The organism is Methylobacterium sp. WL6, assembly GCF_008040095.1.
GTDB lineage: Bacteria > Pseudomonadota > Alphaproteobacteria > Rhizobiales > Beijerinckiaceae > Methylobacterium.
In genome coordinates, this window is the sequence record NZ_VRVH01000118.1 from 1 (window position 1) to 13,363 (window position 13,363).

Genomic DNA, 13,363 nt, shown 5'->3' on the forward strand with positions numbered 1-13,363 from the left:
TCGCAGGCGAGGCCGAGGCCGAGGGCGGCCAGATGCGGCAGGCGCAACGGGCCGGAACGTAGGCCGGCGCGGTCGCCCCGCCCCGCGGCGCAGGCCTCGGCGATGTGGCCGACCGTGTCGGAGCCGGCGTCGCCGTAGCGTTCGGCGTCCGGCGCGCCGCCGATGCCGACGGAATCGAGGACGATGAGCAGTGCCCGCGCCATCGTCCTAGACCGGCTCGACGTCGGCGACGGTGTCGCTCTTCAGCGCGAAGGCCGCCGAGAACAGGGTGCGGGTGTACGCGGTCTTCGGCCGGGAGAAGATCTCGTCGGCCGGTCCCTCTTCCACTACCACGCCGTTCTGCATCACCAGCACGTAGTTCGCGAGCGCGCGCACCACCTTGAGGTCGTGGCTGATGAAGAGGTAGGCGAGGCCGCGGGTGCGCTGCAGGTCGCGCAGCAAGGTCACGATCTGCGACTGCACCGAGCGGTCGAGCGCGGAGGTCGGCTCGTCGAGGACGACGAAGCGGGGGTCGAGCACCATCGCCCGGGCGATGGCGATGCGCTGGCGCTGGCCGCCGGAGAACTCGTGCGGGTAGCGGTCCATCGCCGCCGGATCGAGCCCGACATCGGTGAGCGCCTGCGCGACGATGGCGCGATGCTCGCGCTTCGGCACGCCCTGCACCACCAGCCCCTCGGCGACGATGTCGGCCACCGACATCCGCGGCGAGAGCGAGCCGTAGGGGTCCTGGAAGACCACCTGCATGTCCTTGCGCAGGGGCCGCATCGCCGCAACGCCGTAGGTCTCGATGTCGCGGCCGAGGAAGACGATCGGCCCCTCCGACGCCGTCAGCCGCAGCAGCGCGAGGCCCAACGTGGTCTTGCCCGAGCCGGATTCGCCGACGACGCCGACGGTCTCGCCGGCACGGACCCGCAGGGCGACGCCGTCGACCGCCTTGACGTAGCCGGCGGTGCGCCGGAGCCAGCCCTCCTTGAGCGGAAACCACACCTTCAGCGGGCCGGCCTCGACCAGCGCCTCGGCATCCGCCGCGACCGGGTTGCCCCGGCCCTTCGGCTCGGAGGCGATCAGGCGCTGCGTGTACGCGTGCTGCGGGTCGGCGAACACCGCGGCGACCGGGCCGGCCTCGACGATCCGACCGTTCAGCATCACGCAGACCCGCGCGGCGATGCGCTCGACGATGCCGAGGTCGTGGGTGATGAACAGCATCGCCATGCCGAGCCGCTTCTGCAGGTCGGCCAGCAGCGAGAGGATCTGCGCCTGCACCGTCACGTCGAGCGCCGTGGTCGGCTCGTCGGCGACGAGCAGATCCGGCTCGCAGGCGAGCGCCATCGCGATCATCACCCGCTGGCGCTGGCCGCCGGACAATTCGTGCGGATAGGCGCCCATGCGGCGCGCGGCATCGCGCAGGCCGACCAGCTCCAGCAATTCGAGGATGCGCGCCCGCGCCGCCTTGCCGGACAGGCCGCGGTGCAAGCCCAGAACCTCGCCGATCTGCCGCTCGATGGTGTGGAGCGGGTTCAGCGAGGTCATCGGCTCCTGGAACACCATGGTGATGTCGGCGCCGCGGACCTTGCGCATCGCGCGCTCCGGCAGGGCGAGCAGGTCGCGCCCCTTGAACACGATCCGCCCGCCCGGATGGTGGGCGGCGCCGTCGAGGAGCCGCAGGATCGAGAGCGCGGTGACCGACTTGCCCGATCCCGACTCGCCGACAAGCGCCACGGTCTCGCCCGGCAGGATCGTGAACGACACGCCATCGACGGCGCGGCTCTCGCCTTCGCGCGATCGGAAGGCGACCGAGAGATCCTCGACGGAAAGCAGCGGCTCGGGCATCAATCGCGTTCGTTCCGGGGCAGGTGCGGTCTCTATAGCGCGGCGGCGGCCCGACGGCGAACCACCCGGGGGCCAACAGGGGGCAGCATGTCGGCAGAGACCTTCGCGGCGACGATCCGTGCGGCGCTGGGCAGCGCGCCGGGCACCGAGGCGTTGACGATCACCGGGACGGGGACCCTGCCTTCGGCCTTTCCAGTCACCGACCTCGCCGCCGGCTCCGTTGCCGCGGCGGGGCTGGCGATCGCCGACCTCGTCGGCACCGTCGGCGCGACGCCGGCCGTCTCGGTCGACCGCCGCCTCGCCTCGCTGTGGTTCCGCACCTCGTTCCGCCCGATCGGATGGGCGCTGCCGGACCTGTGGGACCCGGTGGCGGGCGACTACCGCACCCGCGACGGCTGGATCCGGCTCCACACCAATGCGCCGCATCACCGCGCGGCGGCCGAGCGCGTGCTCGGCGCGCAAGCCGACCGCGCGGGCATGGCGGCCGCCGTCGCCGGCTGGGACAAATCCGATCTGGAGGCGGCGATCGTGGCGGAGGGCGGCTGCGCGGCCGTGATGCGCTCGGTCGAGGTTTGGGCCGCGCATCCGCAGGGGGCGGCGGTCGCGGCCGAGCCGCTCGTCGCCTTCGATCCCGGCGCGGCCGCCCGCTCCAATTGGAAGCCCGAACCCGCGCGGCCGCTCGCGGGCCTGCGCGTCCTCGATCTGACGCGGGTGCTCGCCGGGCCGGTGGCGACCCGGTTCCTGGCCGGCTTCGGCGCCGAGGTCCTGCGGATCGACCCGCCGGGCTGGAACGAGCCCGGCGTCGAGGTCCATATGACGCTGGGCAAGCGATGCGCCCGGCTCGACCTTCGCCGCGAGGCCGACCGCAACCGGTTCGAGGCGCTGCTCACCGGCGCCGACATCCTCGTGCACGGCTACCGGCCCGAAGCGCTCGACCGCCTCGGCTACGGCGCCGCGGCACGGCGTGCCCTCTCGCCCGGGCTGATCGACGTCAGCCTCGACGCCTACGGCTGGACCGGCCCCTGGGCCGGACGCCGCGGCTTCGACAGCCTGGTGCAGATGAGCTGCGGCATCGCCGAGGCCGGGCAGGCGTGGCGGAACGCCGACCGGCCGGTGCCTCTGCCCGTCCAGGCCCTCGACCACGCCACCGGCTACCTTCTGGCCGCCGCCGCGATCCGCCTCCTTGAGCGACGTTTGCGCGACGGGCGTGCCGGCGCGGCGCGCCTTTCGCTGGCCCGGACGGCGCGGCTGCTCCTCGACGCCCAGCGGACGGGCTCGATGGAGGCGTTCGCGCCGGAAACCGACGACGACTTCGATGCCGGCGTCGAGGCGACGCCGTGGGGCCCGGCCCATCGCCTGCGCCCGCCCCTGGCGGTCGCCGGCGCGCCGGTCCGATGGTCCCTCCCCGCGCGCCGCCTCGGGACCGACCGCCCCGCCTGGACGTGATGCGGCGGATTGATCGCCGGTTGCAGGGCGCTAGAACGGTGCATGTGGGATGGATCGGTCTTGCGGCGCACGGCGCCCGCGACCGCAAGGGGCACGATCGCGAGGCATGACCGTTCCCATTCGTGGCGTGAGGTGTTTTCAGATAGCCCCTCGTTCAGCACCCTTCCCTCCCCCCTCTGCGGGGGAGAGTGGCCCGCGCAGCGGGTCGGGAGAGGGGAGCGCCGCATCAGGCACTGTCGCTCCCCTCTTCCGACCCTCGCTGACGCGAGGCCCACCCTCCCCCGCAGAGGGGGGAGGGAAACGCGCGTGTTCGGATCGGTATCACACCAGCATTCTTGATTATGCCTGGTGCAACGCATGGGCTCGCATCGCCGGAGGGCTGCTCAAATCCCCTCGGCATCGCGCCGCCTTCGCCCTCCTGGCGACCACCCTCCTCCTCGCCACGCCCGCACACGCCGTCCCGTCGGACGGCGCCACCGAGACCGTCGAGCAGGCGTTGTGCCGGCTGATCGAGGGATCGGCGCGGGCGCGCGGGCTGCCGGTGCCGTTCCTGACGCGATTGATCTGGCGCGAGAGCGCGTTCCGCGTCGGCGTGGTCAGCCCGGTCGGGGCGCAGGGCGTCGCCCAGTTCATGCCCGGCACGGCGCGCGAGCGCGGGCTGGCCGATCCGTTCGACCCCGAGCAGGCGATCCCGCATGCCGCCCACCTGCTGGCCGACCTGAAGCGGCAGTTCGGCAATCTCGGCCTGGCGGCGGCCGCCTACAACGGCGGCCCGGGCCGGGTGACGAGCTGGCTTGCCGGCAGCGGCGGCCTGCCCGCCGAGACCCGCGCCTACGTGCTCGCGATCACCGGCGCGCCCGCCGAGGACTGGCGCGGCGGCGCATCCCGGATCGAGATGGGGCCGCCGGAAGGGGGCGAGGCCAAAAGCGCTGACGCCAAGAGCGCTGAGGCCAAGAGCGCCGAGACCAAGCCGGGCGAGGCCAAACCCGGCGAGACGAAGCCCGCGGACGCCCGGGTGCCCGAGTCGGCGAAGGCCGAGACCGCACCCGAGCCGGCGCAGACCTGCCTTCAGGTCACGGCCGCCTTGCGCATCCCGTCGCGCGGCGACCGCTTCGCCATCGGCGCCAACGAAGGGCCGGCCGCGCCGTGGGGCATCCAGCTCGCCGGCAACTTCTCGAAGTCGCTGGCGCTGGCGACCTTCTCCCGGGCGCGCGCCACCTACGCCAAGGTGGTCGGCGAGGTCCGCCCGATGATCATCGGCACGCGCCTGCGCAATCGCGGCACCCGCGCGTTCTACCGCATCCGCATCCCGGCCGAGAGCCGGCAGGCGGCCGACGGGCTGTGCGGCCGGATCCGCAGCGTCGGCGGCGCCTGCATCGTGCTGCGCACCTGACGCGCCGACGGAGTTCGGCGCGATCCGGTCATGAATCCGCCCAGAGCCGCATGCATCTGGCCTTCGCGGCCCAATCGGACATCGAATGACACGAATCCTCACGGCTCTCGCCAGCCTGGCATGCCTCGCGCTCGCCGCAATCGGCATCGCCGCCTGCTCGCCGCTCGCCCTGTTCGATGCGATCGGCCCGCGGGATTCCGGCGGCCGGCAGGTGCTGCGGGACGAGCCGTTCGGCGAGGGCCCGCGGCGTCGCCTCGACGTCTACGCGCCCGTGAACGCGCCCGAGAACGCGCCGGTGCTGGTGTTCTTCTACGGCGGCTCCTGGCAGAACGGCTCGAAGGCGGATTACGCCTTCGTCGGACAGGCGCTCGCCGCGCAGGGCTTCGTCACCGTGCTGCCGGACTACCGGCTCTATCCCGAGGCGCCCTTCCCCGGCTTCCTCGAGGACGGCGCAGCCGCCGTCGCCTGGGTCCGCAACAACATCGCAACCTATGGCGGCGACCCGCGCCGCATCGTGCTCGCCGGGCACTCGGCCGGTGCCTACAACGCGGTGATGCTCGGCCTCGACACCCGCTACCTCAAGGCGGCCGGGGTCGACCCGAAGGTGATCCGTGCGGTCGCCGGCCTGTCCGGCCCCTACGACTTCCTGCCGTTCGACCAGGACACCTCGCGCAAGGTGTTCGGCCAGGCGCCGGACCCGCGCGCGACACAGCCGGTGACCTTCGCCGGCCCGAGCGCGCCGCCGGCCTTCCTCGCGACCGGCGCCGACGACACGATCGTCCGCCCGCGCAACACCCAGAGCCTCGCCGAGACGCTGCGCAACGCCCGCGTGCCGGTGCAAGAGCGGATCTATCCCGGGCTCGACCATGCCGACACCCTGCTCGCGCTCTCCGTCACCTTCCGGTCGAAGGCGCCGGAGCTCGCCGAGATGGCGGCCTTCCTCCGGACCCAGGCGGCGAGCCGGCAATCGATGACGATCGGGCGGCGCTGATCGCTCCGTCAAGGTTACCCGCGATCGGACGAGACCGCGGGCAGGTTCGGGGCGACGGCGTGCTCCGTCCGGACTATGATGGTGCGCGGTTCCAGACCGCGGATGGCCGGTGAGGGCGGGTTCGTGTCAGCGGCGCACGGCATCAGGGCTGAGGCGGCCGTCAGGCGGTCGCGATCGCTGCCGGGACGCGACATCCCGGACGCCGTCCGCCTGCCGTTCGTCACCGTCGTGCTGGTCCTGCTCTGGAACCATCTCTGGTTCAGCGACCTCGCCAACCGCAGCCTCCTGAGCGACCCGGAAGCCGGCAGCCTCTTCACCCAGGCGCTGTTCGTCATCCTCGGCACGGCGATGCTGATGGTCCTCGGGCGGCTCGGCTTCGCCAGGCTGCGCCCCCTCGCCTCCTGGCCGCTGCTGCTGCTCGGCGGCTGGCTCGGCATCACCACCCTCCTCTCCACCGACCCGATGCTGTCGATCCGCCGGATCGTGCTGTTCGGCATCGTCGCGCTGCTCGCCGCCGGCGTTCTCGTGGTCGCGCGCAACGGGCGCCAGTTCGCCACCGCGCTGGCGCTCGCCGCCGGCATCGTGCTGGCCGCGAGCTATCTCGGCGTCGCGCTCGTCCCCAACCTCACCATCCACTCGGCCTTCGACGTCACCGGCGAGTACAACCACATCGGCCTGTGGCGCGGGATCTTCACCCACAAGAACGAGGCCGGCTCGGCGATGTCGATGATCGCGGTCTGCGGCCTCTACGTCGCCGCCGTGCTGCACCGGGGCCTGGGCTGGACCATCACGGCGGGGGCGCTGGTCTTCATGGTCTTCGCCGGCTCGAAGACGCCGCTGGCCGTGCTGCCCCTCGTCCTGCTGGTCTCGGTCCTGTGCAGCCGTCTGCGCGGGGGGACGATGCGCGGGCTGCTGCTGGTCGGCCCGGTGGCGCTGCTCATCGTCGCGACCATCGGTTCGGTACTGCTGCCGCCGATCCGAACGGTGCTGGACGCGATCATTCCCGACGCGACCTTCACCGCGCGCAACGAGATCTGGGCTTTCGCGATCGAGCACGTCGTCGTGCACCCGATCCGCGGCTGGGGCTACGGCGCCTTCTGGCTGACCGACCGCACCGTCTACGGCGGCGGCGCCGACCCGGGCTCGGACTGGGTGCAGACCGCGACGCAGGCGCACAACTCCTTCCTCGACGCCGCACTGATCATGGGCTTGCCCGGCGCGCTGCTGCTCCTGAACGCTCTCGTCGTGGCCCCGATCCGCGACCTGCAGCGGGCCAGCGCCGGGCGGCCGCTCGACGCTCAGACGCTGTTCTTCCTGCGCATCTGGATGCTGGCGGTGATCTCGGCCTCGTTCGAGAACGTGCTGCTGAACGCCAACACCGTCCTGTGCGGCATGACCATGCTCGCGGTGTTCGGCCTGCGCCTGCGCACCGCCTACCGCCCGGTCGCCTGACCCGAACGCGACGGCGGCGGTCGCGGCCCGGGACAGGCGGGGCGCGACGCCCTATGTCGATGGGATGATCGATTTCCAGACCGTCGGCGACCTATGCAACGCCCACCACATCGCCGAGGAGGAGGTCGACGCCGCGGTGGCCGCCTACCTCGCCGACCCGCTGCCGCCGATCTTCGTGTTCCGGCAGGGCTATCAGCTGAACCTGATGAAGGCGGTGCGCAACCACCAGGGCGCACGGGTCTTCATGGAGCGCGAGGATGTCGGCATCGCGCTGAAGCGCCCGTTCGTCCGCGCGGCGATCCTGCAGGCGCGGCCGAAGGGCTGAGCGATCACGCTCAGTCCGGCAGCGCGAACACCACCAGCGCGTCGCCGGTGCCGAAGCCGGACGCCTTGGTGAAGGACGAGCCGCCGGCCGCCACCGCGACGTACTGCTTCCCGTCGAGGCTGTAGGTGATCGCCGGGCCGCTGATGCCGGCGCCGCACTGGAACCGCCACAGGATCTCGCCGGTGCCGGCATCGTGCGCGTCGAGATGGCCGTCCTCCTCGCCGGAGAAGACCAGGCCGCCCGCCGTCGCCAGCGTGCCGCCGGCGAGCCGGCTCACGGACCTCACCGACCAGGCGATGGTGCCGCCCTTGGCGAGGTCGACCGCCGTGAGCGTGCTGAAGCTCGGCTCGCCCTTCGCCTCGCCGGTCTCGGTGTAGCGGATCTCCGGCCGTCCGGGGCCGCCGGGCACGGTCTTGACCGTGTAGGTGGTCGCCCCGTGCCGGACCTGTGCGAAGGCGAGGCCGCTTGCGGCATCGTAGGCCGTCGGCGGCCAGGACACGGCGCCGAGGGGTCCCGGCGCGACCACGGTGCCTTCCGCGGTCGGGGGAGCGAACAGGTTCTTCTGCGCAATCAGCGGGGCCGAGCGCTCGAGCAGCCGGCCCGTGGCGCGGTCGTGGACGTAGATCCAGCCGGTCTTGCTGGCGGAGGCGACCGCCTTCACCGGGCCGTCCTTCCCGTTCAGGTCGAGCAGGAACGGCGGGCTCGCCACGTCGTAGCCCCACTCGTCGTGCGGCACCTGCTGATAGTACCAGCGCAGCGCGCCGGTTTTCGCGTCGAGCGCCACGAGGCTCATCGTGTAGAGGTTGTCGCCCGGCCGCGAGAGCCCGAAATTCTGCGGCGCCGGGTTGCCGGTGCCGAGGTAGATCAGGCCGAGATCCGGGTCGAAGGCCGGGGTCATCCAGAGCGATCCGCCGCCGACCCGCCATGCCTCTCGGTTGGCCGGCGCTGCCGCCTTCTCGGCGGCGACGTCGCGATGCAGCGGGACGCCGTCGGCGGTGGTCTCGACGTATCCGCCCTCCCAGCCGTCGGCCTTGGTGACGTACCAGCGCCAGCGCTCTTCGCCGGTCTTCGCGTCGTAGGCGGCGAGCCACCCGCGGCGCCCGTAGCCGCCCTCGATCCCGACGACCGAGCCGCCGTCGAGGCCGCCCTTCTCGTCCTCGACATGGAGCCCGTAGCCGGCGCCGCTCACCCCGACGATGACGAGACCGTCGGCGACGAGCGGCGGCATCTTGAAGCCGAGGCGGCTCGAGCCCTGCACCGGCTTACCGCCGAGCTGCGCCGTCAGCCCCGATGCGGTCTCGGACTCGCCTTCCTCCGGGCGCACCGCCTCGTGGTCCCACACGACCTTTCCGGACTTGGCGTCGAGCGCGATCACCCGCCCGTCCATCGTCGCCTGGAACACGAGGCCGCCGGAGACGGCGACGCCGCGGTTCGAGGGCGGCCCGAAGATCTTCTCGGTGCGCGGCTTGTGGGTGTAGGTCCACAGCACCCGGCCGGACTTCGCGTCGAGCGCCGCGACGTTGTTCTGCGTGGTCGAGAGGTAGAGCGCGCCGTCGACCATCACCGGCTGGGCCTGGAAGTAGCCGGTCACCCCGGTCTGGAACATCCAGGCCGGCCGGAGCCGCCCGACGTTGCTCCGGTCGATCGCCGAGAGATCGGAGAAATTCCGGTTGGAATGGTCGTGCCCGAAGGTCCGCCACTCGCCGGCGGGCTCGGCGGCCCGCGCCGGCAGGGCGAGCGCAAGGAGCGCCACGGCGGCAACGGTCGATGTCGTCCTCGATGAACGCGGCACACCGGCTTCCTCCCGCTCGGCGCGCAGGGCCGAGATGATTTCTTCTGGTTGCAGCCGGTAAGCGTTATCCCGCGAACTGTCGAACCGGACGAACGTCGCCGGCGCATCGATCCGCGGCCGCACCGGATCTCGGAGGGCGTTCCCTCAATGCCCCGCCGGCGCGTCGCCGCCGCGCTCGACCCGCTTGAGGATCATCGCCAGCGGCACCGCCGAAGCCGAGACGAGGCAGAGCGCCCAGAACACGTCGATGTAGGCGAAGAACGCCGTCTGCGTCGCGAGCTGCTGCCCGATCCAGGCGGTGGCCTGCCCCTGCGCGTCGACGCCGGGAGTGCCGTGCACCGTGAAGTACTGCGTCGCCTGCCGCATGGTCTCCTGGTAGGCCGGGCTCGTGGTGGTGACGCTCTCCGACAGCCGGCTCTGATGGAACTGGCTGCGATAGGCCAGGATGTTTTGCGCCAGCGACACGCCCATCGACCCGCCGACGTTGCGGGCGACGTTGATCAAGGCCGAGGCCTGGTCGGTCTGCGACTTCTCGATCCCTTCGTAGGACGCCGCGGTGATCGAGATGAAGATCATCGGCAGGCCGATGCCGATGTAGATCCGCGACCAGGCGAAGAACCAGAACGTGGAATCGCCGTAGATCCGGGTCAGGTCGTACATCGCCAGCGCGACGATCGTCGCGCCGGTGGCAATCAGCCATTTCGGCTGGAAGTAGCCGGACACCTGCCCGATCACCAGCATCATCGCCACGGTGACGAGGCCGCCGGGCGCCAGCACGAGCCCCGAGATGGTGGCGGTGTAGCCGTAATAGTCCTGCGTGATCTGCGGGATGAACTGCGTCGTCGCGATCAGGATCGCGCCGGTGGCGAGCATGACCAGGAAGCAGGAGCCGAACTGGCGCTTGCCGAGAAGGCGCAGGTCGACGGCCGGGTTCTTCGCCCTCAGAAGCCACGGGATCATCGCGACGAACGACACCACGGCGAGAACACCGAAGACCTGGATCAGCGGCGAGCCGAACCAGTCCTTGCGCTGGCCCTCGTCGAGGCAGACCTCGAGCGAGCCGAGGAAGGTCGCCACCAGGAGGAAGCCGACGACGTCGAACCGGATGCCCTTCTTCCGCAGCGCCTTGCGCTCCTTCACCGCGGCTTCGGAATCTTCCAGAAGCCACCACATCAGCGCCAGCGCGATCACGCCGACGGGGCCGTTGATCAGGAAGCACCAGTGCCAGGAGACGTTGTCGGACAGCCAGCCGCCGAGCGTCGGGCCGACGACCGGCGCGACGACGATCGCGAGCCCGTAGAGCGCGAAGGCTTGACCCCGCTTGGCGGGGGGGAACGAGTCGGCGAGGATCGACTGCGCCAGGGGCGCCATGCCGCCGCCGCCGAGCCCCTGGATCACGCGGAACACAAGCAGCGAGTTCAGGTCCCAGGCGAAGCCGCAGGCGATTGAGGCGACGGTGAACAGCGCGACGCTGGCGATGAAGAACGCCTTGCGGCCGTAGCGCTTGGCCAGGAAGCTCGATGCGGTGAGCGCGATCGCGTTGGCGACGAGGTAGCTCGTGACCACCCACGCCGCCTCGTCCGGCCCGACCGCGAGCCCGCCCGAGATATAGCGGAGCGCGACGTTGGCGATGGTGGTGTCGAGCACCTCCATGAAGGTCGCGAGCGCGACCACGAGCGCCACCGCCCACGGGCTGTGGCCGCCGGCGGTGCGCGGCAAGCCGCCGGACGTCGCCTTCGTCTTTCCCGCATCCTTGCCGCCGGCCTTGCGCGAACCGCCGCCCGCCGCGGCGGCCCCGGCGCTCATCGCACCCGCACCGTCGGCACGATCGACATGCCGGGGCCGATCGACACGTCCTGCGGCCATTCGTCGACGACGATCTTCACCGGGACGCGCTGCACCACCTTCACGTAGTTGCCGGTGGCGTTCTGCGCCGGCAGCAGGCTGAAGGCGGTGCCCGAGCCGGGCTGAACCGAGGCGACCTTCCCGTTGATCTTGCGGTCGGGATAGGCGTCGATCTCGATCCTCACCGACTGGCCCGGGCGCATGTCGGTGATCTGCGTCTCCTTGTAGTTGGCGACGACCCACTTCTCGTCGGGCACGAACATCGCCAGCGATTGGCCGGCTTGAGCATACTGCCCGACCGCGCCGGTGAGCTGCACGACCCGGCCCGGCTGCGCCGCCGTCACCGTCGTGTAGCCGAGGTTGAGCACGGCCTGCGCCGCCTGCGCATCGGCGTTGGCGAGGCTGGCCTCGGCCGATGCCCGCTGCGCCTGGAGCGAGCCGATCTGCTTCTGCGCCTGCACCACGCTGGCGTTCGCGCTCGTCAGCGCGGCCTGGCGCTGCTCGAGGGTCGAAGTCGAGGATTGCGATTGCTGCACGGTGCCGGCACCGCGGCTGGCGAGATCCTTGTAGCGGGCGGCATCCGCCTTCGCGAAGTCGAGCGCCGCCTGGTTCTGCGTCACCTGCGCCTTGGCGACGTCGATCTGCGCCCTCTGCGCCTCGACCTGCGCGTCGACGTTCTGGATCGACGCCTTGGCCGACGCGATCTGAGCCTGGGCCTGCTCGAGGGCGACCTGGTAATCGCGCCGGTCGATCTGGAACAGGGTCGCGCCGGTGTCGACGTGCTGGTTGTCGGTGACCGAAAGCGCGACGACGTAGCCGGACACTTTCGGCGCGATCGAGAACTGGCGCGCGTCGACGAAGGCGTCGTCGGTGGATTCGTAAGGGTGCAGGTAGATCTGCCAGTAGAAGAACCCGCCGATCCCAAGGAGCACGATCGCGATCCCGCCGAGGACGAACCACCACGGATGGCGCTTGAGGATACCCGGCCTGTTCTCGTCGTCCTCGCCCTCGAACGACGCGTCCTGATCGGGCTCGGCCTTGCTCTCGTTGGCCTCGTCGCCCGCAGGAGGATCCTTCTCCTGCGGCTTGAGATCGATGATGTCGCGTCGGTCGGGCGCCTCCCGGTCGTCGGGGCGCGTCTGCGGGTCCAGGGCCGTCGCCTGGCGCTGATCGTCTAGCATCGAAAAGAAACCGCCTGCGCCCGCGCTAAACACTGCCGAAGCGGCCGGAGCGAACGAATAACCCGCCTCACCGACTAAAAAGGCGATGCGACGGCAAAGTTCCGCTGCGCTTCGCCGCGCCGTTCGCCCCCGCGGAACAGGGCCGAGGGGAACGGGTGTTGCGGTGCGGCGTTTTCGCGCCGGAGTACCGTACCGATCACCAGCGAGCCGATGCGATGGCCCTCTTCTCCCGAACCCATCCGACCGGAGTCCCGCTCGTCGGGACCGCGCGCCTCGACGCGATGAGCCGGACGCTGGCGCGCAACTGGTGGCTCGTCGCCCTGCGCGGCGTCGTCGCCATCCTGTTCGGCCTGATGGCCTTCGTGGCGCCGGCCGCCTTCGTCCTGTCGCTGGTATGGTTCTTCGCCGCCTACATGGTCGTCGACGGCGTGTTCGCGATCGTCGCCTCGGTCCGGGCGGCACAGGCCCATGAGCGCTGGGGCTTCCTGCTGATCGAGGGCCTGCTCGACATCCTGGTCGGCGTCGCGGCCTTCTTCGTGCCCGGCGCCGCCGTCTGGGCCTTCGTCCTGCTCGTCGCGATCTGGGCGATCGTCACGGGCGCGCTCATGATCGCGGCCGCCTTCCGCCTGCACCTGCATTTCGGACGCTGGTGGCTCGGCCTCGGCGGCGTGGTCTCGATCCTGTTCGGTGCGGTGCTGCTCGTCGAGCCGGGCATGTCGGCGCTGGTGCTCACCTGGTGGCTCGGCGCCTACGCCGTCGCCTTCGGCGTCCTGCTGGTCGTCCTCGGCTTCCGCCTGCGCGACCGCCACGAGGCTGCCGGCTCGCCGATGCGCTTCCGCCACGGCGTCTGAGAGACCGGACGTCTCGGCGGACGCCACACGGCATAGCTTCGCTCCGCCCGATCGTTCTAGAACGGCAGCGCCGGCGGGGCTGTGGCGTCGCACGGGCCGCCGTTCAGGAACACAATGCCTCCACCCGATCCGGATCGACGCCCCCCCGACGACGCCTCGCCCGATGCCGGTGCCGCGGCGAGGGAGGCGGCTGCCGCCGCCAAGGTGCTGGCGCGCCAGCTCGGCATCCTCGCAGCCGGTGCCGCGCGCGGCGCCGG

The 13,363-nt window shown here is 71.4% G+C and carries 10 protein-coding genes and 1 pseudogene; 6 read left to right on the forward strand and 5 right to left on the reverse strand.

Features of this window, described 5'->3' with window-relative positions:
* A pseudogene (locus FV230_RS15900) lies at positions 1-203 on the reverse strand (phosphopentomutase); the annotation flags it as partial.
* 4 nt (positions 204-207) lie between these two features.
* Positions 208-1,830 carry an ABC transporter ATP-binding protein gene (locus FV230_RS15905; RefSeq protein ID WP_147843085.1) on the reverse strand — a complete coding sequence of 541 codons (1,623 nt, stop codon included), beginning with the start codon at positions 1,828-1,830 and terminating at the stop codon, positions 208-210.
* An 87-nt stretch (positions 1,831-1,917) separates the two neighbouring features.
* Between FV230_RS15905 and FV230_RS15910 the strand changes: the two genes are divergently transcribed.
* The 5 genes from FV230_RS15910 to FV230_RS15930 all read left to right on the forward strand — a co-directional run bounded on the left by FV230_RS15910 (position 1,918) and on the right by FV230_RS15930 (position 7,437).
* The gene (locus FV230_RS15910) at positions 1,918-3,276 is read left to right on the forward strand and encodes a CoA transferase (protein WP_147843086.1); all 1,359 of its coding nucleotides are present in this window, start codon (positions 1,918-1,920) and stop codon (positions 3,274-3,276) included.
* A gap of 418 nt (positions 3,277-3,694) precedes the next feature.
* Complete coding sequence (locus tag FV230_RS15915; protein ID WP_147843093.1) at positions 3,695-4,669, forward strand: lytic transglycosylase domain-containing protein; 975 nt, start codon at positions 3,695-3,697, stop codon at positions 4,667-4,669.
* Positions 4,670-4,754: 85 nt separating this feature from the next.
* The gene (locus tag FV230_RS15920) at positions 4,755-5,660 is read left to right on the forward strand and encodes an alpha/beta hydrolase (RefSeq protein ID WP_147843087.1); all 906 of its coding nucleotides are present in this window, start codon (positions 4,755-4,757) and stop codon (positions 5,658-5,660) included.
* Positions 5,661-5,783: 123 nt separating this feature from the next.
* Positions 5,784-7,112, forward strand: a complete 1,329-nt coding sequence (locus FV230_RS15925) for an O-antigen ligase family protein (protein ID WP_246694873.1) — start codon at positions 5,784-5,786, stop codon at positions 7,110-7,112.
* Positions 7,113-7,176: 64 nt separating this feature from the next.
* Positions 7,177-7,437 (forward strand): hypothetical protein, encoded by a 261-nt coding sequence (locus FV230_RS15930; RefSeq protein WP_147843089.1) that lies wholly within the window; start codon positions 7,177-7,179, stop codon positions 7,435-7,437.
* Between the two features lie 10 nt (positions 7,438-7,447).
* Here the strand turns inward: FV230_RS15930 and FV230_RS15935 are convergent, their stop codons facing one another.
* The 3 genes from FV230_RS15935 to FV230_RS15945 form a co-directional block, all read right to left on the reverse strand.
* Positions 7,448-9,169 (reverse strand): PQQ-binding-like beta-propeller repeat protein, encoded by a 1,722-nt coding sequence (locus FV230_RS15935; RefSeq protein ID WP_246694874.1) that lies wholly within the window; start codon positions 9,167-9,169, stop codon positions 7,448-7,450.
* Positions 9,170-9,373: 204 nt separating this feature from the next.
* Positions 9,374-11,035, reverse strand: a complete 1,662-nt coding sequence (locus tag FV230_RS15940) for a DHA2 family efflux MFS transporter permease subunit (protein ID WP_147843090.1) — start codon at positions 11,033-11,035, stop codon at positions 9,374-9,376.
* A complete protein-coding gene (locus tag FV230_RS15945) occupies positions 11,032-12,255 on the reverse strand; it encodes an HlyD family secretion protein (RefSeq protein WP_147843091.1) in 1,224 nt (407 codons plus the stop codon). Before FV230_RS15945 ends, FV230_RS15940 begins: the two co-directional genes overlap by 4 nt.
* A gap of 215 nt (positions 12,256-12,470) precedes the next feature.
* On the opposite strand from FV230_RS15945, the gene FV230_RS15950 reads away from it, so the two are divergent.
* On the forward strand, positions 12,471-13,106 hold the full coding sequence (locus FV230_RS15950; RefSeq protein WP_147843092.1) for an HdeD family acid-resistance protein: 636 nt from the start codon (positions 12,471-12,473) through the stop codon (positions 13,104-13,106).
* Positions 13,107-13,363: the final 257 nt, after the last annotated feature.

Bases quoted from the DNA above. Each gene is read 5' to 3' on its own strand.
- FV230_RS15930 (WP_147843089.1), top strand. From the start codon at position 7,177: ATGATCGATTTCCAGACCGTCGGCGACCTATGCAACGCCCACCACATC.
- FV230_RS15940 (WP_147843090.1), bottom strand. From the start codon at position 11,035: ATGAGCGCCGGGGCCGCCGCGGCGGGCGGCGGTTCGCGCAAGGCCGGC.
- FV230_RS15950 (WP_147843092.1), top strand. From the start codon at position 12,471: ATGGCCCTCTTCTCCCGAACCCATCCGACCGGAGTCCCGCTCGTCGGG.
- FV230_RS15920 (WP_147843087.1), top strand. From the start codon at position 4,755: ATGACACGAATCCTCACGGCTCTCGCCAGCCTGGCATGCCTCGCGCTC.
- FV230_RS15945 (WP_147843091.1), bottom strand. From the start codon at position 12,255: ATGCTAGACGATCAGCGCCAGGCGACGGCCCTGGACCCGCAGACGCGC.
- FV230_RS15905 (WP_147843085.1), bottom strand. From the start codon at position 1,830: ATGCCCGAGCCGCTGCTTTCCGTCGAGGATCTCTCGGTCGCCTTCCGA.
- FV230_RS15910 (WP_147843086.1), top strand. From the start codon at position 1,918: ATGTCGGCAGAGACCTTCGCGGCGACGATCCGTGCGGCGCTGGGCAGC.